We start from the raw sequence: 20,949 nt of genomic DNA, 5'->3' as shown, positions 1-20,949 counted from the left end.
TTTACAACCATTTGCTATAGCATTCGTGGTCTACATTGAAGGCACTTTTACACCAGCTTAAGGGGCCAGCTTAAAATCAAGTTGTACTAATAAACCCTTTTGTTTCATTGCTTTCCCGTTTTTAATAGCGGGCTTGTATTGCCATTGCTTAAATGCGGCAATGGCATTTTTTTCAAAAATCCCTTTAGGTGACGACTTCACTATTTTGATATTGTCTGTACTGCCTGTTTCAGTAATATCAAACTTTAGTACCACAAAACCTTCCAGGTTTTCCTTAATAGCCTTATCAGGGTAAATGGGCTCAATGCGCTTAGTGGGATAGGCTTCATTTATTTTCGCACTGGCTTTTTTCATTTCAGCCTGAGGGGCATTCGCTAATACGGTGTTTGCGGTAAACAAGGTCGCAATAGTCAATGCGACTACGGCTACTATCTTACTGCCGCTGGCAGGTTGTTTTATTGCATGTAAGCGTTTCATCATAGTACTTTTTTCTCCAAAAGTAGGGTACAGGGTTATTGTTGTGGAGCACTCCTGTGCGCATTGCACGAGTGCTTTGGCGTAGTTAATTTTTTCTTTTTCAGTTTTGCTTTGTAATACACTGTGATCACAGGCGAGTTCTTGATTTATACGAAATGACTTAAGTGCAATCCATGATAATGGGTTAAACCAAAATACGGCCGCAAGTACCAATGCCAGTGTGTTCCAAAGATGATCACAGTGCTGTCGATGCACAGTTTCATGCTCTAGTATTAAAGCCTGCTGAGCCGGTGTGAATGCAGATTTAAACCAATAGGGTAGCAACACTTTAGGGGCAAAAAGTCCAAAGAGCATAGGTGTAGCAGCTTTGCTTGAATAGTAAGCTTCGGTATTAATGGCCTTTCTCTTGCTAATTGAGCGCCACGTAGTGACGTGATGCACAAGAACATAGGCCGCAATTGTGCTTGCCCCAACTGCCCACACACTAAATAGAATATTGATATCTTGATTTACGATATCAGGCCGTACCCCAACCACATAACGGCTAAATGCTGATGACTCTATTGCTACCATGTCGACAGGAAGGTTGTTAGCAATAAGTAACAAAGGCACAAGAAGCCATAACTTGTAAGTCAATAATGTTCCTAAACGCGCTGTTAAGTGGCGTTCTGCTAATACCAACATGGCAAGTGAGATACACAGCACACCTTGCTGTGCAATAAGCCAATCAATCATTGTCTTTTTCCCATTTCTCAATTAATGCTTTCAGTTCGCTTACATCTTGTTTGGTTAGCTCATTTTGATTGGCAAAACCCGCTACCATAGGCGCAATCTTTCCTTTAAATAAGCGACTGACAAAACTGCTGGTTTCTTTTTTGGTGTAATCTTCGCGAGCGATGAGAGGGTAATAAAGGTATTGGCGCTGTTGCTTTTCAAAGCTAACCACTTCTTTTTTAACGAGTCTTCCCAGTAGTGTCTTTACTGTTTTCTCGTGCCAGTCTTTGCGCTTGTTCAAGCGTTCTACAACTTGATTTGATGTTGCAGGACTGTCATCCCAAAGTACATCAAGCACTTCAAACTCAGCGTTGGAGATATCGCTTTTTTGCGTGTTACTCGTCATTGTTACTCACCACTATATATGATTACAACTGTAGTCTTAAGGTTAAGATTACATCTGTAATTATATTTTGCAAGTAATTTGTTGTTTATTTAATAAACAAGTGTGGGGAGGGGCAGAAATAAGGTCTAGAGCACAGTAAAATTTAAGTCGTTCTCTTCAATAAATTCGCCAAGAATGCGCGCTTGTTGATTACCTCGTGGCACCATTACATAGCACTTAGGTAGCGGGGTAACTTCGCGTAATTCGTACCACAGATCATCAAGGACATCGTTGCCATGTTTTAGGAAGGTTTCACCCCAGGAGGTTGTGTAGAGCACACTTACATGTTCAACAGATGCTTTTTGACGTAGGGTTGGAAAGTTCACCATAGCTAAACACGCGGTAATGCGCTCGGGGGCGAGTAAGTCCTCTCTTGGCAGTGCAGAGACTTTTACCGGAGGGAAGTATGCGCACAGATGCTTTAATAAGTCGTTGAGGTCGAGCTCACTAATCTCGCCATAGTTATAATCGAGGTATACCTTGCTGTTGGTATCAATTATTTTACTGGATACACACCACACCATCAGTGCTAATGCATTTGACGCTTGAGTAATGCGCTGTGCGTCATCCATGATACCCGATTTACTAAGTAAGTCACCCGCGTAGGCTGTCCAAACCTCGGTACCATTTTTCTGTTGCTTCATGGCAATGGTGATTTTTTCGCAGTAAAGGCTTTCGTCAAAGGCGCGTCGCAAAAACTCTATTTTGTGCTGTTTCTTGCCATAGAAGGTACTAAGGCGTCTGCCTAGCACTGTCATATCTTTTTCATCCATGGCTTGTTTGTATTCGCCAAGTTGTTTAGAAATACGGCGATAGCACTTCAACAAAAAGCGATGAATACGAGCGCTAAGTTGCACGCGCTCGCTAAACGACCATTCGTGTTGGTTGTCTAACAAGTAAAGCTGTTTTCTGCTCCAACCCCATCGCTTAGCATAAGACGCCATAATCTTGCGCTTAAAGTTGGGCTTTTCGTTTTCAGCGACTGTTTCGCTTAAGCGGCATGCGCATTTCAAATACAAGCATTGCTGCAAAATCAAGATGTCTTCGGGTTGGCCGTGGGATTTATAGTGTTCAATGAGCTCATCAAACATAAATGCATAAGGGTCGATATCAGCAACTTGTCCGGGCGCTTCACTGCCATGGTGTACGTGCTTCTTCAACACATTACACAATGGCTGTCCGTGCTCAATATTTGCTAGATAAACTTCTAATTTGGCCATCTTGAGCAGCGACTTAAATGGCGAGTCCATTGCTTTACCCAATTGCCATATTGCTGCTCCAAACAACTCGCTAGCATCTAGCCGCTCTACGTTGCCTAAATCCATGAACCAATCAACATCGGGTGAACCGCCTTTCTCTAAGCTGCTGTAGAGTGCTTGGTATTGCTTGTCGTTGGTTTTCTCTGGCGTTAGCCACCAAAAAGGCGCTTTTCCGGCAACCACAATATTGGTGCTGTAAAATTCAGCCTTCAAAAATAACGCTTGCGCTGAGCCTGCGCTCTCGCCATCGGCTACACCAAAATCGTTTTGTTTCACTTTGCCGATTTCAGACAGGAAAAAGTGAACCTCGATATTAAATTGCTGCTCTGCCCACGCTTCAATTGCCGATAGTTTTTGCTGCAATAAATCGAGCGCTTCGGGTGAGAATTGGCTGCCGTCTACACAAACCCAATAATCAAAATCCGATTCATCGGTTTGTGCAATAGTGCCTATACTTCCCATTAATACGAGCGACGCTATAGCGCGCTGCCTTGGCCAGATTTGTTTTATATCGGCAAACAGGTTTTGCTGCTGTGGGAAGCAGCGCATGAGTGCATTTTCCACATCGGGTCGAAACGAGTAATTGTTAATACCGAAGGGGACTGCTTCACCCTCAGCGTTTGGGGCGACGTAGCCAGGCAGTTGTTCGTGGTTTACATGCACTAAGAACGGCAGTACGTGAAATAGTGGGCGATGTTCTAAAGGAAGAAGTGTCAAGGCACGCTCAATGCGCGCTTTGTTGTATCTCAAAACGCGTAATAAGCGAATAGTTAAGTTCTGTTGAACCGAAAGCGGCTGAGGCGCTGTCATTGCACTTTTTCTAACATCTTCATGTTGCCAAGCATAGCGCTATTTCTTGTCGAATTCTTTAATTTTCAGTGATAACTGATAAGATTTACCTAATGGGTTTAGCTGCGCCGTTTTGTCAGTGCCCAATTGGACGTGGAAATCGTTGAAGGAACCTTGTAGTTCATCGGCTTTTTTAGCCTTCTCTACCACAGCCTGTAAAGCGTTGGTATTCCCCGCTGAGTCGTTCATATAGTCGACAAGAGACGGTCTTGAAGCGGTATTTAAGCGAGATAAATTTTGGTAAGTGGCGTCCATTTAGGCGTTCTGTGTTAACGGCGCAATAGCGCTGTAAGTTCAACATGTCATTACAGCAGCAAATATTGCGCCACAGATAGTTTTCGCGCGTCATCCCTCTAAATCTATCTTTTATATTTATCGTCTAGTGGGATATTGTTCCAACAGTTGCTCGACAAGTTCATCGAGTTTAGCCTGTACGCTGATACTGTCTTTTGACTCAAGTTCAACACTGCCGGATGCACTGTAGATAAACTTGCCTTCCTTAACGATGTCAATTTCCAGACCTTGATAAAACGACACTTGCTCACCCACGGGAATGCTAAATATGCTGCCAAGTGAAATTCCACCGGAGCGACCATAGCTACCCGTTCCCAAACCTAGATTAAGGGTTGTTCCATCATCTTTTGTAGCTGTAGAGGGAAGATAACCAACGCTTATATCTGCGTCATCCTCTGTAGCAGGAGTAAGCCCTTTTAACACAAGATGCTGAGTAATTTTATTTTCTAAATGATTTTGAAGTACTTGGTTTACAGCGTTAACTGGCGGTTTAACGAAAAAGGTTTCTATATCGGCAAAGTTTTGTTGTTCGTCTACATTAACTTGAGGTTTATTAGACGCACAGGCTACGGTAAGCAGTGCCGTAATTACTATGAACAGAATGCGTAAAGTCATTGTGTATTTTATCCTTAAGCTGGTGCAGGCATTACTTTATCAGTTTACTTAAACGCATATTTACGTCTTATGGTTTGCAGAGTAAATCAAATAAATTATTGGTGATAGGTTTGTTTATTGCGATCTTTGCACTAGGTTTGGGGAAGAACGCGGTTAATTGGTATTACATATAGTGGAGGTGTCTAGCGTGCGAATGGCTGCGGTAATGCTTCTTCTTATCTGCGCACTTTTCTTTTCAAGGTTGCCACAGGCACAAGAGAATGGATTCACAATTACATGGGCCATTAATGACGCCCCTCCTTTTCACATTATCGAAGGTGAATACGAAAATTCAGGTATGTGTGATGTGCTCATTGATGCACTTAGAGCGCAAATGCCAGAGGTAGCGCATGAGACGATTCTGATGCCTCAAAATCGAATTAGAATGCTATCGAAGCAAAAGCAAAATTTGTGTTTTCCGTGCCTTATAAAAAGAGAAGATAGTGAGGTATGGCTTTACACTGATGAGACGGTTGTTCATGCGCCTTTAGGAATTATCGGGCTACCTGATGTCCTCGCGCCGTATTTAAGGGCGGATGGTAGAATATCATTGTCAGATCTTGCCAACGCGTTAACACTTAGAATGGGAAAGCCGCTAGCGCGACGTTATCCTGATGTGCTGCAGCAATATGTCGATAAAGTCAGTAAGACAAGCCATTTTGCCGAACTTACTGGTGAGAACGCTACAGTAAGAGTACTTGAACAAATTGCGCTGGGAAGAATAGATTACACCCTTGAGTACCCCTCTATTTTGAAATTTCATAACTTAACACAGGGCGAGAAAGCGTTGGTGTACTATGAAACGACTGAGCTATCGAACAAGGGAATATCGGGTGCAATAGGATGTACTAACAATGCGTGGGGCGAAGAGGCAGTTTCCACAATAAACAAGGCATTACCCGTTATTTTGAGTAGTCCCATCTACCAAAAGCAACAACAGTTTTGGCACGCAAATGTTGTCGCGCCAGATAAGACCGCTACACGTTAACTGCTTTAACACCCAAAGACCCTAAGCCATTATGCTCGCAAACGCTATAATGTCGTCAAAATTGGTATCGCGCGCTAACGTCCCAAATGTTAATCCGCAGGCGTTACTTAAACGCGTATTACAAAACGCTTGCGCTAACGGGTTGGTGTCATCACTGAGCAACACCGCGCCTTGTAACGCTAATGCTGCCTGTTCGGTAATATGTCGGCTTCGCAACTCCATATCGCCAGAGGCCGAAAAAGCGTCATACAGTTTTGCAAAATGTAAATCAAAGTATTTGTTCTTTCCTACTTGTTGTTTTAATTCATTAAATAGGGCGTTTTTCGCATTAGGTTCTTTAGCAATGGCGCGTAGCACATCTAAGCACTGCACGTTGCCACTACCTTCCCAAATCGAATTAAGTGGTGCTTGGCGGTAATATCGAGGCAAAGGGTTTTCTTCAACGTAGCCAATGCCGCCCAAGCACTCCTGAGCCTCGTTTACAAAAGCAGGTGTACGCTTACAAATCCAGTACTTTCCAATAGCAGTCGCAATTCGTGCAAACGCGGCTTCTTGTTCATTGTTCGGCGCGTCATCTACTGCTTTAGCGACACGCATAGTAAGTGCGGTAGCAGCTGCGCACTCTAAACTAAGATCAGCTAATACATTGCGCATTAAAGGTTGATTAATAAGGGTATTGCCAAAGGCGTCTCTATGGCTAACATGGTGCATTGCTTGTACCAGCGACTGACGCATGAGTGCTGACGAGCCAATCATACAATCTAGTCGTGTTAGCGACACCATATCGATGATAACGGGAACGCCGCGCCCTTCTTGTCCAACCAAATATGCTGTGGCGTCCTGAAATTCAACTTCAGAAGAGGCATTACTCCAGTCACCAAGTTTGTCTTTCAAGCGCTGAATTCTAACGTTATTTAATGTGCCATTTTCCAGTCGCCGAGGTAACAAGAAGCAACTTAATCCACTTTCAGCTTGTGCCAGAATTAAGTGTCCATCACACATAGGAGCGGAAAAGAAAAACTTATGACCGACAACGCGATAACTGCCATCATCTTGTTTTGTCGCCGTAGTGGTGTTGCGACGCACATCTGAACCACCTTGTTTTTCCGTCATCCCCATACCTAGGGTGATTCCGGCTTTATCTTTTGCGGGAAGCTCTCGATTATCATAGGTGCCATAGATGAGCTTTTCTAGCCAGTATTCAGGGAGTTCTTTTGCATGGCGCAATGCAGGTACCGCAGCATGGGTCATTGTAAGTGGGCATGACGTACCCGCCTCAGCTTGATAATGCATGTACATAAGCGCCGCGCGCACAATATGTGAGCCAGCTTGACTTTCATTGCGCCAAGAATAATTGTGCGCACCATTCTCCATGGCAAATTGCATAAGCGCATGATAGCTAGGGTGAAAATCTACGTTATCTATTCGCCTGCCGTAGCGATCAAAAGGTGAGAATACAGGTTTGTTTTTGTTCGCCAATTCTCCATGTTCCATTAATGACTCACCTGTTAAGGCGCCATAGGTGGACAGCGGTGACAGCATAGACGATTTTTCATTAGGCAGAAAAAGGCAAGTGAAATGCTTTAGCAGACCGTCCTTTTCCCAAAGATTATAGGGAGGCATTACCTGAGGTTGGTTGTCTACGGTGTGGGTTTCAAAACGGTTTTGTTCAGTCATAACATGTTCACTTAAAGCAATGCGATATAAAAAAACATTACATTTAATGTTTCATTTAATCAAATAAAGTAATGTTGAGATTGGTAGAAGGTTATTAGAAAGTGTTTGATAGGACGTACCAGCTGCTCGTGTATTATGGTAGCGATAGTGCAAACTCAGGTAAGTGCCATTCGCACAATAAGCAAAAGTCACATGTAGGTGAATTCGACTAAAATATGACTACAGATAAAGTGAAAAAGCCGGTAGCGCGTAAATTGCTGCTTAAACTGCTTGGCTCAAGAGACGATATTCAAATGAATGCAGCAACTGCTGTAAGAGTAGGGGCATTGTTTGGCATTTCGGAAAATAATATTCGCGTTACTCTCAACCGTTTGCACAGTGCTAATTTACTGTCGCTGGTGGAAAGAGGCTACTATCAATTAGGGCAAAAGGGTAAGCAGTTTGCGGGTGAAATAAACCAGTGGCGAAACGCAGAATCGCTGTTGACCTCGTGGCACAACGATTGGATTGTTGTTCAAACGTCGATGTTGGCTAAAAGTGATAAAAAGCAGCAACGTCACAATACACGCGCCTTAAAACTTCTCGGCATGCAGAAATTGGTCAATGACATGTACGTCAGACCAAACAATATGAAAGCGAGTGTAAATGAAATCAGGCAGAAGCTGCTTACAGTAGGTTTATCGAAAGAGGCCCTCGTATTTAGCGCTTGTGACTTTGAGCAACGTATTCAGCAGAAAGCGTGCAAATTGTGGCAGGGCGAACGCTTGGAAAAGCACTACCGGGAAGGTATCGACAAATTGCAACAATCCCTTGATAGCCTTTCAACGATGCCCCTTGAAGGTGCACTCATTGCTTCTTACGAAGTGGGAGATAACGCAATTCATGACTTGGTTTTTGACCCATTACTACCCGCTCCTCTCGTGAACGCAAGTCTTCGAGAGCAATACCGCGAATTGGTTAAGCACTACGATGACGTAGGTAGTCAAATTTGGTATCAATTCTTGCATGGTTAAGTGCATAAGAGCTAGGTGCATGACAATTAAGCTGGCGTAAATGTAGGGAAGTAAACGGTATTTATGAGTAAAAACAGACCGCTATTTAAGCACATACGTAATCATACTGCTTTGTTCAGTGAACTGTGTCACTACAGAAATGAAGCAGTACAACATCTTGGCTTTCAAGACTACGAATTTCACAAAACACCAAAGTTTATTACCGAAGATGGTGCGCGACTGACCATTGAGCCTGAACGCAGTATCGTGTTACCTAGTGTCAATACCCTTGCGGGTCTCAAAAGCAAGCTTGTACAGGCCATTGAAACACTGCACATGGTTGAAAATAGTGAGATCGGTTATCGCTATCCTACGGCGGCACTAGCGGGCTTAGATGCACCATTTATTAAACGGATGCGCTCTGAATATTTTCACCGAGTAGACGAAGATAGAAGTATCTGTCGGCCGGTAAATTTATCTTACGGGATCAAAAGTCGAGGTAAAGCCGATAATCGCTTGGAGTATGAAGTCTGGATGCCAGATGAAGCACCAGATCAAAATCCGCTACCCTTACTTATTGATTTATACGGCGAGGACCTCCCTAATGATGTGCGACATTTTGTCGAGCAGCCGTCTAAAGTCCATGGCTGGATGGGGGTGAAAAGAGCTGCATTTGAAGCGCTGTATACCCACAAAGAATGTGGTGACCTAATAATATGTGTGGCGATGAGTGTCGATGCTTACAATATTGGTGCTAAGCCAGATTTGTCATATTCCCCCGAAGCTGAAAGCTCAATTGCCATTAACAACGCAGAATTCGAGTGGGAAGTAGAGGGATACTATGCGCCGCGCGATTGGCAGTTTGACCACGACGCTGTATGGCATGCCATCAACCATACATTAGAAGCAATTAATGCGCCGCTAGAAGACCTTTATATAAGCGATATTATTCCTAGCACTGAAAGCAAAACCGAGCGAATCCTCTCTACGTTAGCGTCACTGGGGGTTACTCAAAACGAAATTGACACATTGAACCTACAGCCCTGGGAGTTCATGTTGACAGAGAGTGAGCACAGAGTAAAAGCACACGATCCTACGCGCTCTGTGAACTTACTGGGTAGATTGAATCGTCTGTTTTACCAACCAGAGCAACAGTTGCCTTCTCTTAATTGGATCCATGACCTTATTTTGTAAGGTCATGGTATCCAAATCATCTTTTTTTCTTATCACTTTTTCCATTCTAACAGTGAATACGACGGCAAGGGCTGTCATGAATTCGCCTTATTTGTAAATTTTTAGATAAAATTACATTACTTTTGTAAATAACTTTCAGTTTTGTCGTGATCTGACTGTTTGTTTCGTATTTTTTGTAATTAAATTACGAAAAATGCTTTATTTATTGAAAGTTTTGTTCATAATGTACACATCACTGAGGTGATATCTAATTTAGTTACAAAATAGGAATTCAAAAATGAAACTGTCTACATTCGCCATTGCTTTAACACTTTCTGTTGCTGCAACTCAATCTTTTGCTAAAGATGTTCGTCTTAAGCCTGTAAACAATAATATCGAAACACAAGCGTGTTTAACGGCTGCTGAAGAAGGTTTTGGTCCAGCATTGCGCTTTATCCGCAACAGCGGTTTTAACGCAGAAGAATTTAGTGCATCTGTTCGTTGTAATGGTGAGTCATTACGTACGTTTGCTTATATGTATAAAAACAATGAAGTAACTGAGAATGCAAAAACGGTTGCATTGGTTGCTAAAAATCAAGACGCTGCGTCACAAGCTTGTCTAGAAGCACTTACTATCGGTAAAGATGCTGCTTTGGTTAAGTATGGCCTAGAAGGTGAAAATATTATTTGTAACCATCAAGACATTTCAGACTTTGTACGTCAGTACAGTGTTGAAAATGTCATCGTGCGCTCTAACGCAGAGTAAGCACTAAGCAAATTATTGCTTACAAAATTGTACAGTTTCATGGCCTTTCGCTTGAGAAAGCGGAAGGCCTGACACTTTACCCAAATCACTGCTTTGAAGCGCTAATCAAGTGAAAGGCCTTTTGCCTTCCATCCAAATACACCACTTCACGCCCGTCAAAAAACGCATCTTCTTCTAGCATAATTCGAATTTCTTTATTCCAAGCATTAACTACGCTAGCTGCATTTAATTCTATTGAATATACCGTTTGACCATACATAGGGTAGTCGCCCTGAACAGGCACACCTTCTTGTGCATCCCACATTCCTATTGTTGGGCCTGCAGCATGACCGTGTAATCCCAACGGGTGAGTATAAATTGATGGTGTAATGCCTTCTTCTATTGCTTGTTCTCTGGACACTTTTAAAATGGCATTACCTGTTCGCCCAAGTTTAAAGTTGCTGGTTAAAATGTCTTGTAGACGATTGGCAGTAGCTAAAGCTCTCTTTAAATCCTCGGGTGCATCAGTTTCGCCTTCTTTTAGAACATAAGCATGTTGTTGCTGGTCAGTGTTAAGCCTAAGATAAGTAATGCCGAAATCAACATGAAGTAGGTCACCAGGTCGAATCACATTTTCGCCCGGACGCTTACTAAATGCTTTTATCTGGTCAAATTTTTCGTCATCAGCGCGTTGTATTGAAACGGTAGGGTGAAACCAGTTTGTGAGTCCAAGTTCGAGAGTTTGATCTCTAAGCCACCACACCACGTCATCTGTGGTGGTAATGTTTGGGGTTATCACGTCGTTAGAAAACGCTTTTGCTATAAGGTCGTGGCCAATTTGAGTGAGTATTGGATAGTGTTGCATTTCCAGTTCACTACGTGTTTCTAACCATCCGATAGCCAGTTTTTCACCAGTCACAACTCTTGATGCAAAGGTGTCAGGCAAAGCAGTCATTAAGTTTGCGTATTCTGTTGAACTCATGCCATCTGCTAGCGCAAATTCCTCCGACGTATTAACAGCAATGCGCTTGGGGTTACGTTGTTTAATAATTTCTACCAGTGCTTGCCACTGATCAGGCTGCGCTTCCTTATCCCATGCTTTTTCAAATATATCGCCAACGGCATAACGTGCAACGGCAAGTGTCTCAAGCGCACGGCTGTCTTGGGGGCGATAAATGACAAGCATCGTATGGCGCCTTGCTGACAGCCAAGTAGAGGGAAGCATAGTCTTAAGGACAGGATCTTCATTGTATTCCCTAGACATAACGATCCACATATCAATGTTTTCTCGTTTCATTATGTCAGGAAGCACCTGCTCGAAACGCTGTTTTGTAATGCGATCAATTAGCTCGCTTCTTTCTTGCATGCTTAAAATGGGTGCAGCGCTAACAGTACAAATAGAAAACACGGCGAGCATGGCAATGGGAAATAGTTTACTTAGCATTGATTTTTCCTTGAGCATTGACTAATGACTAATACAGCCCGTATAAAAAAGCCCCTATATTAACACTAGGTCCATATACTAAACGCTAAGTGCGTTGACAGGCGTCTACCGCATTTGAGTTGATCGATATCGCGGTAAGATTGATATTATCTTTTTTGTAATACTTGTCATGGTTTGGTGAAACGGTTTCATGAAGTATTTTGCGCTCTTATTACTTTTTTTATCTGCGTTTGTTAGGGCAGAGGGAGCCACTACGGTGAAATGGGGTACTGATCAGTGGGAAGGGTTTACTGATTACGATGGTACTGGCTTCTACCACGAGCTGATGAGACAAATTTTTCCTTTGCCGCAATTTGAGCTCGAAGTGAGTTACTTCCCATGGAAACGTTCCTTAAAGCATTTGACGCAGGAAGAAATTGACATGACCGGAGGAATGCCTAAAAACAATGCTTTCTATCAGTCTGATAAGCCTGTTTTGAGTGAAAAAATTCTGCTCGTAAGCCGTGAAACACTTGATCGTGGTGACATACAACAAATGCTAGGTGCATACCGAGCGGGGTACGATGACGTAATTTTTTATGCTGCATTACCTAACAGCGCGTCTGGCATTGAAGTGAAGAGTGTTGAACAAGGCTTGGCACTACTAAGACAAGGCAAAGTTGATTTTTATGTGGACACCGAAATCCTGATTTATCGTGTTTTCAGTGAGGGAATTCGCAATGGTGAATTTCAGTCTGCAGAAGTGGGTGACTTTGAGCTATTTTGGTCTTTCGCAAGAAATAGTAAAGGCAAAGCGCTCAAACGTCATTTTGATGCACAGGTAGCGTTGCTTAACCAACAAGGCACTATACCTGCACTGTATCAAAAATACGCCATTGCAATGCCTTATTAGCGCCAGTCGCCCCTGGTGTGAAAGCGTGCCTTTTAATAAGCACGCCCAAGTGTATCGTTCTAATAAATGCTACGTGTAGCTTACCACTTCAATTTCAATATTATCTTGTGCCATAAAATAAAAGCGTCGTCCCGGTTCATAGTCGCCATGGCTGAATGTATCGATGCCCATGGAAAGTATTTTAGCCTCTACAGCATCAAGATCAGCTACCACCACGCCAATGTGGTTAACGTTGGCAAGTGTTTTGTAGTCACTCACAATAGCATTTAGTTTTACAGGTTTATACAAAGCAAGATAGGCATTGTCATCGCCAACATGCACGCTATACCCCTCATTTTTGGCACCGCCTTGCCACCGAACCTTCCATTCAAACAACGTGCAAAGTAGCTGCGCCAGCGCATCAGGATCGGTAACGGTAATATTGGCGTGTTCTAGATATGCATTTTTCATTATTTACCCCTTTAAGTAGATAGTTAACGAAAATCAGCTTAATATCTAAAGCTAACTTTAGATCAAGTGCTGATTGGGATTTTTTATGTCACCAGAACCGCTAGTCAGTATCGGCTTCATTGCGAAGCGGACAGGTAATGCCGTTTCGCTCATTCGTTACTATGCCAATGAAGGGTTGATCCCGTCGGTACGTACCGAGGGAGGAAACCGCGTTTTCCCCCGTTCGGTCATAAGACGTGTTTCATTTATTCTTATTGCACAGAATATGGGCTATTCACTTGCGCAGATAAAGACGTTGTTATCGTCTTTGCCAAATAACAGAACCCCCACGCAAGAGGATTGGATAGCGCTTAGTGAAACATTCAACCAACATATTGAACAAAGAATAGCAGCGCTTACTAGCTTAAAAACGTCGCTGCAGGGCTGTATCGGTTGTGGTTGTTTGTCACTAGAGCGGTGTAAGCTGTACAATAGCGATGACAAAATGGCCGCGAATGGGGCAGGTGCACAATTGCTAGATGATAATGTTCAGTCTACGTATCTCGCACAGCGCCCTAAAGGGTAGCGGTCTTACTTCAACTAAATACAAGATTTCACAATCTCTTATGCACGTAAGAAACCTCCATAAAAATGGCTACCCAATAGCGGCACTTTGTCAGTCATTTCCCGCACTAACCCCTTTTGTTATTAATGCTAAAAGCGGGAACAAAAGTATAAACTTTGCCGATCCTAATGCCGTAATGGCACTGAACTCGGCTTTGCTTAAGCACTATTACAAGGTCGATTTTTGGGAAGTGCCAAAAGGCTACCTTTGCCCACCTGTGCCGGGGCGTGCCGACTACATTCACGCAATTGCCGATTTATTGGTGGCAAAGCCGCCCCAAAAAACAAACACGGTAAGGGGGCTCGACATTGGTGTTGGAGCCAATGCTATTTATCCAATAATAGGTGTAAGTAGCTATCAATGGGAGTTTGTGGGAAGTGATGTCGATGAAGTCGCGTTTGTAAACGCGAGTCGAATTGCCAAGAAAAATGCGCACTTATCTGAGCGGTTTAGTGTGCGCAAACAGGCTAGTTCCGACTACATATTCAAAGGTGTGATAAGAGACGACGACTACTTTACCTTTACGATGTGCAACCCACCGTTTCACAAATCGCGGGAAGATGCGTTATCGGGCACGCGGCGAAAAACAAAAAACCTCAAGCGCAACGTGAGCAAGCGGGGTGGAAAGTCCAGCGCAATAGGTAAAGCCACCGCTAACCTTAACTTTGCAGGTCAGGCGAATGAGTTGTGGTGCAACGGCGGTGAGCTCGCTTTTATACAGCGGATGATAGAAGAAAGCACCCATTACAAAACTCAGGTAGGTTGGTTTACCTGTTTGGTTTCAAAAAGTGCGCATCTCAAGCCCCTTGAAACCAGCATTCGCTATCACCAAGCCTTAGAATTCGACATTGTTGAAATGGGGCAGGGGAACAAGCTTAGCCGGTTTGTGGCATGGCGTTTTTAGTGCCTGTCGTTGAGAAAAATGCGCGCTTAAGAAAAGCGCGCATTTCTGTGCTTTGCTGCAATAGGGCTCACTGCTACCCACTTGAACAAATACATGATTACCAGCTTAGTTATTCCACTTGTCACGGCTAATACTAAGAGGGGCCAACCTTTTGAAAGCCCCATGGTTAGCGCAAAAGCAATTGTTGATATGTCCATCATAAAAATGAACTGACTCATTTTTAAGTCTACCGCTCCTGTGCGCCCCGATTTATAAATAAGCCTGATTTGATGAAAATAGCCCTGCGCGATTAACACTGAAACACACAATATTATAGAGGTGGATATTACCTTTCCTTTATAAGATATGGATTCACCGTAAAAAAGATCAATAACAGCAAGTAAGAGACCGCTCGCGGACAGCACAAAGCTGACTATCGACCTGGCCGATTTCCTATCCATCATGATTTCCATAATGATCCATAAAACCAGCAAAGAGGCGATTAGCCTAGGCCAAACAATATAGTGATTAAAAGGCTCTATTGAGTATCCATACACGAAAAAAGACAAATAAGCCAAGAAGCTCACAGTAAACTGGTTTAAAGATAAAAGCTCGGTGGGATGCAAACCATTATCCGTATTTTTTCTTCGCCATATTTTCCTTAACTGTGAAAATACACCTATAAGGCTTATGAATATAAATGCGGTATTAACCGCACCTGTAATGTTGTAAAGGTTCAAGCGCTTGCCTATTAATGATATTTTGTCGACAAAATATCATTAATAATAAGTTTATTAGTATTTCTTTGCTTTATATTACGGATATTGTCGACATTGTGGCGTTTAAAAGGCTTGGTTATCGAGTGGGCCATAAAGGCTACACGTAACGCATCGCTTGGAAAGCGGTAACGCTAAACGTGTAGCCAGACGAGATATATAGTCTAAAACCCGAACGTTTTTGAAATGCCGAACACAACTCTCTCGTCTGCCGTGTTGTAGTCTAGGTTGGTATTTTCTGCCGCAATTTCTATGTTGAAGCCCTGGTAACTGGTTTGATAGGCCAAGCGGTAGTGATAAAACGACGTTTCATTGTCTTGCCATAGCCACTTATCGCTATCGAGGGAGTTTGATACATCAAAACTTGCACGCAATGCATGGTTTTCTGCTAGCTGAAATGTATGTGCAACCATTGCGATAGCATGCTTTGCGCCTGTACCAAAGTAGTCCCACGTGTACCAAAAGTTTAGCTCTGATGCGCCATAATCACTGGCATAACCAAACTTGGTATAAAGCTCAGGATAGTTTCCGTCGCTTGAATCGCTTGCACCGTGATAAGAGTAATAGGCAATGCCGTAGTCAACACTGACGGTTTCTGTGAGCATTTGGTAGCGACCAACGTAAAAGTCCCACTCAAGATTTGTGTCACCACCAAAATCGACATTTGATGCCCATGTACCTGCATATAGTCCACTATCAAATGCTTTGTCTAAGCCCACTTGCAAAGCGGGATCATTTTGGGTTTGGCTAACACCATTGAAAGTGTAATCTGATACGCCAGATACAGTAGCACTCCAATTGGCATGTGTGGGTAATGTGAAAAGCGCAGCAAGTGCAGCAATAATTGAATATGTTTTGTTCATTTTATAAAAACCTTTTGTCTTTATTTTTTCGTTAGTTATTACAAATCGCACGCGAGCAAACACACGGCTTGCTTTCGCAAGCCATGATGTATGCAAAGGAAAAAGCGTGAAGTTAGTTCAGATTTTCGATCTTCGTGAAATCGATTTTGTTTTCTTTAGGCGATGCTTTTATTGCCATGACCGACTTATATTTTTGGCTGAGAATATAGCCAAAGCAGCCAAAGAACAGGGCGATGACGAGAGCGCCGACCCATTGAATTTGCAAGAAGTCTAGCTTGAACAATAACGTTAGCATCGAAAGAGCGACAATGTTTAATGCAAGGTAGTTGGCACGACCGATGCGTTCTACCGTAATATTTAAATTGTCGGTGTAAAGGCGAATGAGTGAATCGAGTGAATTGATCACAAATACAATACCGACAAATACCATGGCAAAGTTAACCAAACCATCTGTTGAAATACCCGCACTGTGGTAGTGGTAAAGCACTGAGAACCATGCGGCAATTGGGATAGACGGTATCACCATCATTGCAATTAGTACCTGATAGGTTTTAAGGCCACCGACAAAGCGCGATGTAAACTGGCCAATCATAATGCTCCAGCTAAACCACCAGAATAGATAAAACTCATGATATTCATTAATCGGTAGTACAAATTTATCGATATTGGCAAAGTAGCCGCCGATTAACCCTAAGTTTGCAAAGTAACTTGCCATCTTACTTTCGCCAAATATGAAAGCGCCTGCCCACATACCTGCAATTAGTGCGATAAAAACCCATGTTGTGGTAATACTCAGTATGCGAACAAACTTGATACTGGTACTTGAATACACAGCAAACGCAATAGCAGCAAAAACAATGGCGTAGAACGTCGGCACAATTGACTCACCATCGCCTACGCTGGGCAAGTACCAAGGCAAGTTAGAGAGTAATAGAAAGGCCGTAAATGCACAGGTGCCAATGATCACAACGTTGTTAACGAACTTTACTGCTGGAAGCTCGAAAAACTTCACCTTTGGCTCGATTACGCAGAAATAAAAACAAGTTAAAAAGTAAAACCCCCAAATTAAGAACCCCCAGAAGCCAAATTCTATAGCCAACGGGTTGGTAAATGCGTATTCGGGGCTTGCGCTTATGTCAGCATAACCGGCAAATTCAGTCAGTGGGAACATAATTAAGCCCACGTCTAAACCTGAGGTAAAGAGGATAGCAATAAAGGTAAGGGTTCTCACTGGCATAACGCCAACCACTTTCACATTGCCCCATTTAAACAAAATATAGGCCACAGAAAGTAGAGCGAAAATAATGCCTGCACTAAGCCATACTGTCATTATCACCCTCCCAATATTGATAAAAATGTAACATGTTTTTTCCTTTTTTTAGTTATAAACATTGTGCCCAAATTACCTTGCTAATCGCACGATAATACACTGCACAGGGTGACCTACCCGGTAGGTAGAACACTGGTGTAAATGCTCGACTTTAATGGTGTTTCACGTTTTATTTCCTAACGCAGCGCGGTCTGCCAATTGGCGTTTAGTCCAACACTGACGTTTTGCTCAGGCAGCCTCGGCTTTCCCAAGATAATATCTGCTGCTTTTTCCGCTACCATAATGGTGGGGGCATTTAGATTGCCATTTGGAATGGTTGGGAATATAGATGAATCGACAACTCTTAGGCCTTTAATACCATGAACCTTGGTATCAGAATCTACCACTGCCATATCGTCTTCTCCCATCTTGCAAGAACAAGACGGGTGGTATGCACTTTCTACGGCATCACGAACAAACGCATCTATTTCTTCGTCGCTTTGAATGTGCTCTCCAGGCTGAATTTCACCATCGCGAAAATCATCAAATGCCGATTGCGAAATTATTTCGCGAGTCAGACGCACACAGGCGCGGAATCCTTCGATATCCTCTTTATGCTGTAGATAATTAAACACTATCTTTGGCGGCACTTTAGGATCTGATGATTGAATGGTTACGCTACCGCGACTCTTAGGCTTGTTATGGCCTACGTGCACTTGGAATCCATCGCCGTCAAACGCCGACTTACCGTCATAGCGAATTGCTGCCGGCAAAAAATGATATTGAATATCAGGCCATTCGACCTGAGGCTTTGAACGGATAAATGCACATGACTCAAAATGATTGGTCGCACCTAGCCCTGAGCGATTAAGCAACCAACGAGCCCCAATAAGCCCTTTTGAAATAAGCCCCAACTTGCGATTAAGGGTAATAGGTTGTTTACATTTGTACTGGAAGTAAAACTCCAAGTGGTCTTGCAAGTTTTGTCCAACACCAGGCAAGTGGTGTTTGACCTCTATCCCAGCAGCATTAAGGGCATGAGTTTCTCCTATACCTGAAAGTTGCAGTATATGGGGAGAACCAATAGAACCTGCGCTTAAGATTACCTCTTTACTTGATTTTGCGTTATGCGTCTTTCCTTTTACTTGGTACTCAACGCCAGTAGCTTTTTTGTCTTCAAGAAGCACTTTGGTCACGAGTGCGCCTGTTACTACAGTTAAATTCTTACGCGATTTTACGGGGTCGAGATATTCACGGCTGGTTGAACTTCTAACACCATTTTTTACCGTCATATGCATGGGGCCGAAGCCTTCTTGTTGGCGACCGTTGTAATCAGCAGTAATGTCGTAACCAGCCTGCTCGCCTGCCTTTACAAAAGCAGTGTAAAGCGGGTTTTTCATTTCATTACCGTTGTTAACGCCTATTTCACCGTTACCGCCGCGATAGGCATCATTTCCTTTGTACCAACTTTCGGCTTTTTGAAAGTAGGGTAAACAAGCTTGGTAGTTCCAATCTTTAGCGCCGTGGGCTTCCCACTCGTCAAAATCTTTTGCATGCCCTCGAACATAAACCATGCCGTTGATTGAAGACGAACCTCCCAACACTTTACCTCTAGGGCAGTGCATTTTTCGGTTATTAAGGTAGGGCTCTTCTTCAGTGTGAAATTGCCATGCGTACTTGTCGGTGTTCATTGGAATAGACAAAGCAGTGGGCATCTTTATGAAGATACTTTTATCTGAACCACCCGTCTCTAATAGCAGTACGCTATGCTTAGGGTTTTCGGATAAACGGTTTGCCAGTACGCACCCCGCAGAGCCCGCACCTACAATGATGTAATCAAATGTTTGTGATGTCATTGGTAAAACTACTCCTTAAAACGGGCTCTCAATATCAACCATACCGACATAGACTGACTTCGTCTGGGTATAGCTGTTGAGTGTTTCTACGCCGTTTTCTCGGCCAATACCGGACTGTTTATAGCCTCCAACTGGCATTTCAGCAGGTGAGTTACCGTAAGCATTAATCCAACAAATTCCCGCTTGTAGCTGATGAATGACGCGGTGTGCACGTTGAATATTTTGACTAAATACTCCAGCGGCAAGCCCAAGTGTTGTGTTGTTTGCACGTGTTATCACTTCATCTTCTTCATCAAAGACGAGTACGCTCATGACAGGGCCAAATATCTCTTCTTTAACAATGGTCATGTCATCCGTACAGTCGGTAAAGATAGTAGGGGCGACGAAGAACCCGTTTGGGGCTGATTCAGGTGAAACGGCGTGTCCGCCAGTAAGTAATGTGGCACCTTCCTGTTTACCTTTATCGATATAACTTAGTACCAACTCTTGGTGCTTTTGTGAGATAAGAGCCCCCATATTGACGCTGGGGTCAAGGGGATCACCAATGATGATGTTAGCTTCGGTACGTGCTTTTAGCTCATCGATAAACGCTTGATATACAGAACGATGTACGTAAACGCGCGTACAGTTTGTGCAAATTTCGCCTTGGGTGTAGAAGTTGCCTAGCATCGCGGCACTTACCGCCTGACTAATATTGGCATCTTCAAAGACCAGCAATGGCGATTTACCGCCAAGCTCCATGGTAACGTCTTTTAGGTTTGTCGCTGCGGCACTTTGCATAACTTTCTTGCCAGTACCGACTTCACCGGTAAACGAGATTTTTTCAATGTCAGGGTGTGAGGTTAGCCATTGACCCACTTCTGCAGCGCCGTGGACTACGTTAAATACCCCAGCAGGAACACCTGCTTCTATGAATATTTCTGCAAGTTTCATAGCGCCCATTGGCGTTTCTTCAGAAGGCTTGAATATAAATGCATTGCCTGCCGCCAATGCAGGGCCTGATTTCCAACAAGCTATTTGAATGGGGTAGTTCCAAGCGCCAATACCAGCACAAATACCTAGCGGCTCTTTTCGCGTATAAAAGAAATCACCGCCCACACCTTGCTGTGTTCCTAATTGTGTTGGTGCGAGACCTGCGTAGTACTCAATAACATCGGCACCCGTTTCAATATCAACGCAGTCTGCTTCTTGAATGGGCTTACCTGTGTCTAGCACTTCTAATTTAGCGAGTTCGTCGTTACGACTTCTCAACAACGCAACCGCCTTATTAAGAATACGCATACGCTCAACAGGCATCATGGCAGACCAAGCTGCAAAGCCCTGTTTCGCACTCTCTATTGCCTGTTGTTGAATGAACTCATCAGCAATTTCGACGTGATAAATCACCTCTGCTGTTGCGGGGTTAGTAACAGCGAAGGTTTCTCCGTTTTTATTTGCCAACGGCTTGCCATGAATGAAATTCTGATAAGTCGGTAATGCCATGTAAAACTCCTAACGCTGTTAACTTAAAATCATCGAGATACTTTCTATAAACACAACAAACACTACGATTTCATGAATATGTGTTTAAAAGTTAAGCACTTAGTCTGTCAAAATCATTTAATA

The 20,949-nt window shown here is 43.2% G+C and carries 20 protein-coding genes; 7 read left to right on the top strand and 13 right to left on the bottom strand.

All coding sequences use genetic code 11. From position 1 onward, the window contains the following. Positions 1-57: 57 nt before the first annotated feature. The 5 genes from LHL20_RS01935 to LHL20_RS01915 all read right to left on the bottom strand — a co-directional run bounded on the left by LHL20_RS01935 (position 58) and on the right by LHL20_RS01915 (position 4,653). The gene (locus LHL20_RS01935; protein ID WP_226432043.1) at positions 58-1,212 is read right to left on the bottom strand and encodes a M56 family metallopeptidase; all 1,155 of its coding nucleotides are present in this window, start codon (positions 1,210-1,212) and stop codon (positions 58-60) included. Next, positions 1,205-1,597, bottom strand: coding sequence for a BlaI/MecI/CopY family transcriptional regulator (locus LHL20_RS01930; protein WP_202262148.1), 393 nt, complete (start codon positions 1,595-1,597; stop codon positions 1,205-1,207). Before LHL20_RS01930 ends, LHL20_RS01935 begins: the two co-directional genes overlap by 8 nt. 125 nt (positions 1,598-1,722) lie before the next feature. After that, positions 1,723-3,705 (bottom strand): class I adenylate cyclase, encoded by a 1,983-nt coding sequence (locus LHL20_RS01925; RefSeq protein WP_226432042.1) that lies wholly within the window; start codon positions 3,703-3,705, stop codon positions 1,723-1,725. A 39-nt stretch (positions 3,706-3,744) separates the two neighbouring features. Beyond that, the gene (locus LHL20_RS01920; RefSeq protein ID WP_226432041.1) at positions 3,745-3,999 is read right to left on the bottom strand and encodes a hypothetical protein; all 255 of its coding nucleotides are present in this window, start codon (positions 3,997-3,999) and stop codon (positions 3,745-3,747) included. 117 nt (positions 4,000-4,116) lie between these two features. Then, positions 4,117-4,653, bottom strand: a complete 537-nt coding sequence (locus LHL20_RS01915) for a DUF4136 domain-containing protein (RefSeq protein ID WP_226432040.1) — start codon at positions 4,651-4,653, stop codon at positions 4,117-4,119. 193 nt (positions 4,654-4,846) lie between these two features. On the opposite strand from LHL20_RS01915, the gene LHL20_RS01910 reads away from it, so the two are divergent. Further along, positions 4,847-5,680: a hypothetical protein gene (locus LHL20_RS01910; RefSeq protein ID WP_226432039.1), complete on the top strand. Its 834-nt coding sequence runs from the start codon at positions 4,847-4,849 to the stop codon at positions 5,678-5,680. A gap of 21 nt (positions 5,681-5,701) precedes the next feature. Here LHL20_RS01910 and LHL20_RS01905 read toward each other — a convergent pair whose 3' ends face one another. After that, entirely contained in the window at positions 5,702-7,357 is a 1,656-nt protein-coding gene (locus LHL20_RS01905; RefSeq protein ID WP_226432038.1) for an acyl-CoA dehydrogenase family protein, read from the bottom strand. Positions 7,358-7,572: 215 nt separating this feature from the next. Between LHL20_RS01905 and LHL20_RS01900 the strand changes: the two genes are divergently transcribed. From LHL20_RS01900 to LHL20_RS01890, 3 genes are all read left to right on the top strand, one after another. Further along, positions 7,573-8,370 (top strand): PaaX family transcriptional regulator, encoded by a 798-nt coding sequence (locus tag LHL20_RS01900; protein WP_226432037.1) that lies wholly within the window; start codon positions 7,573-7,575, stop codon positions 8,368-8,370. Positions 8,371-8,433: 63 nt separating this feature from the next. Next, positions 8,434-9,543 carry a hypothetical protein gene (locus tag LHL20_RS01895; RefSeq protein ID WP_226432036.1) on the top strand — a complete coding sequence of 370 codons (1,110 nt, stop codon included), beginning with the start codon at positions 8,434-8,436 and terminating at the stop codon, positions 9,541-9,543. 277 nt (positions 9,544-9,820) lie between these two features. After that, on the top strand, positions 9,821-10,288 hold the full coding sequence (locus LHL20_RS01890) for a DUF3718 domain-containing protein (protein ID WP_226432035.1): 468 nt from the start codon (positions 9,821-9,823) through the stop codon (positions 10,286-10,288). Positions 10,289-10,373: 85 nt separating this feature from the next. Here the strand turns inward: LHL20_RS01890 and LHL20_RS01885 are convergent, their stop codons facing one another. Then, positions 10,374-11,684: a M24 family metallopeptidase gene (locus LHL20_RS01885; protein ID WP_413228874.1), complete on the bottom strand. Its 1,311-nt coding sequence runs from the start codon at positions 11,682-11,684 to the stop codon at positions 10,374-10,376. A gap of 283 nt (positions 11,685-11,967) precedes the next feature. Here LHL20_RS01885 and LHL20_RS01880 point away from each other — a divergent pair, with 283 nt between their 5' ends. Next, positions 11,968-12,603 (top strand): transporter substrate-binding domain-containing protein, encoded by a 636-nt coding sequence (locus LHL20_RS01880; protein ID WP_226432033.1) that lies wholly within the window; start codon positions 11,968-11,970, stop codon positions 12,601-12,603. A gap of 69 nt (positions 12,604-12,672) precedes the next feature. Here the strand turns inward: LHL20_RS01880 and LHL20_RS01875 are convergent, their stop codons facing one another. Then, positions 12,673-13,053, bottom strand: a complete 381-nt coding sequence (locus tag LHL20_RS01875) for a VOC family protein (RefSeq protein WP_226432032.1) — start codon at positions 13,051-13,053, stop codon at positions 12,673-12,675. Positions 13,054-13,138: 85 nt separating this feature from the next. Here LHL20_RS01875 and soxR point away from each other — a divergent pair, with 85 nt between their 5' ends. Both soxR and rlmF read left to right on the top strand, forming a co-directional pair. After that, the gene (gene soxR, locus LHL20_RS01870; RefSeq protein ID WP_226432031.1) at positions 13,139-13,618 is read left to right on the top strand and encodes a redox-sensitive transcriptional activator SoxR; all 480 of its coding nucleotides are present in this window, start codon (positions 13,139-13,141) and stop codon (positions 13,616-13,618) included. Positions 13,619-13,658: 40 nt separating this feature from the next. After that, complete coding sequence (gene rlmF, locus LHL20_RS01865; RefSeq protein WP_226432237.1) at positions 13,659-14,561, top strand: 23S rRNA (adenine(1618)-N(6))-methyltransferase RlmF; 903 nt, start codon at positions 13,659-13,661, stop codon at positions 14,559-14,561. Positions 14,562-14,587: 26 nt separating this feature from the next. On the opposite strand, the gene LHL20_RS01860 is transcribed toward rlmF, so the two are convergent. The 5 genes from LHL20_RS01860 to betB all read right to left on the bottom strand — a co-directional run bounded on the left by LHL20_RS01860 (position 14,588) and on the right by betB (position 20,826). Further along, a complete protein-coding gene (locus LHL20_RS01860; RefSeq protein WP_226432030.1) occupies positions 14,588-15,013 on the bottom strand; it encodes a hypothetical protein in 426 nt (141 codons plus the stop codon). A gap of 467 nt (positions 15,014-15,480) precedes the next feature. Then, positions 15,481-16,179: a TorF family putative porin gene (locus tag LHL20_RS01855; protein WP_226432029.1), complete on the bottom strand. Its 699-nt coding sequence runs from the start codon at positions 16,177-16,179 to the stop codon at positions 15,481-15,483. Between the two features lie 112 nt (positions 16,180-16,291). Then, positions 16,292-17,509 carry a BCCT family transporter gene (locus tag LHL20_RS01850; RefSeq protein ID WP_226432028.1) on the bottom strand — a complete coding sequence of 406 codons (1,218 nt, stop codon included), beginning with the start codon at positions 17,507-17,509 and terminating at the stop codon, positions 16,292-16,294. A gap of 176 nt (positions 17,510-17,685) precedes the next feature. Continuing rightward, positions 17,686-19,344, bottom strand: coding sequence for a choline dehydrogenase (betA, locus tag LHL20_RS01845; protein WP_226432027.1), 1,659 nt, complete (start codon positions 19,342-19,344; stop codon positions 17,686-17,688). Between the two features lie 15 nt (positions 19,345-19,359). Continuing rightward, on the bottom strand, positions 19,360-20,826 hold the full coding sequence (gene betB, locus LHL20_RS01840) for a betaine-aldehyde dehydrogenase (protein ID WP_226432026.1): 1,467 nt from the start codon (positions 20,824-20,826) through the stop codon (positions 19,360-19,362). Positions 20,827-20,949 lie beyond the last annotated feature (123 nt).

Source organism: Alteromonas sp. McT4-15 (assembly GCF_020515205.1).
GTDB lineage: Bacteria > Pseudomonadota > Gammaproteobacteria > Enterobacterales > Alteromonadaceae > Alteromonas.
This window is presented reverse-complemented; position numbering and strand designations above follow the sequence as displayed.

Bases quoted from the DNA above. Each gene is read 5' to 3' on its own strand.
- LHL20_RS01855 (WP_226432029.1), bottom strand. From the start codon at position 16,179: ATGAACAAAACATATTCAATTATTGCTGCACTTGCTGCGCTTTTCACA.
- betA (WP_226432027.1), bottom strand. From the start codon at position 19,344: ATGACATCACAAACATTTGATTACATCATTGTAGGTGCGGGCTCTGCG.
- LHL20_RS01895 (WP_226432036.1), top strand. From the start codon at position 8,434: ATGAGTAAAAACAGACCGCTATTTAAGCACATACGTAATCATACTGCT.
- LHL20_RS01920 (WP_226432041.1), bottom strand. From the start codon at position 3,999: ATGGACGCCACTTACCAAAATTTATCTCGCTTAAATACCGCTTCAAGA.
- LHL20_RS01900 (WP_226432037.1), top strand. From the start codon at position 7,573: ATGACTACAGATAAAGTGAAAAAGCCGGTAGCGCGTAAATTGCTGCTT.
- LHL20_RS01875 (WP_226432032.1), bottom strand. From the start codon at position 13,053: ATGAAAAATGCATATCTAGAACACGCCAATATTACCGTTACCGATCCT.
- LHL20_RS01930 (WP_202262148.1), bottom strand. From the start codon at position 1,597: ATGACGAGTAACACGCAAAAAAGCGATATCTCCAACGCTGAGTTTGAA.
- LHL20_RS01850 (WP_226432028.1), bottom strand. From the start codon at position 17,509: ATGACAGTATGGCTTAGTGCAGGCATTATTTTCGCTCTACTTTCTGTG.
- LHL20_RS01935 (WP_226432043.1), bottom strand. From the start codon at position 1,212: ATGATTGATTGGCTTATTGCACAGCAAGGTGTGCTGTGTATCTCACTT.
- betB (WP_226432026.1), bottom strand. From the start codon at position 20,826: ATGGCATTACCGACTTATCAGAATTTCATTCATGGCAAGCCGTTGGCA.
- LHL20_RS01905 (WP_226432038.1), bottom strand. From the start codon at position 7,357: ATGACTGAACAAAACCGTTTTGAAACCCACACCGTAGACAACCAACCT.
- LHL20_RS01885 (WP_413228874.1), bottom strand. From the start codon at position 11,684: ATGCTCGCCGTGTTTTCTATTTGTACTGTTAGCGCTGCACCCATTTTA.
- LHL20_RS01915 (WP_226432040.1), bottom strand. From the start codon at position 4,653: ATGACTTTACGCATTCTGTTCATAGTAATTACGGCACTGCTTACCGTA.
- soxR (WP_226432031.1), top strand. From the start codon at position 13,139: ATGTCACCAGAACCGCTAGTCAGTATCGGCTTCATTGCGAAGCGGACA.
- LHL20_RS01860 (WP_226432030.1), bottom strand. From the start codon at position 15,013: ATGGAAATCATGATGGATAGGAAATCGGCCAGGTCGATAGTCAGCTTT.
- LHL20_RS01910 (WP_226432039.1), top strand. From the start codon at position 4,847: ATGGCTGCGGTAATGCTTCTTCTTATCTGCGCACTTTTCTTTTCAAGG.
- LHL20_RS01890 (WP_226432035.1), top strand. From the start codon at position 9,821: ATGAAACTGTCTACATTCGCCATTGCTTTAACACTTTCTGTTGCTGCA.
- LHL20_RS01925 (WP_226432042.1), bottom strand. From the start codon at position 3,705: ATGACAGCGCCTCAGCCGCTTTCGGTTCAACAGAACTTAACTATTCGC.
- rlmF (WP_226432237.1), top strand. From the start codon at position 13,659: ATGCACGTAAGAAACCTCCATAAAAATGGCTACCCAATAGCGGCACTT.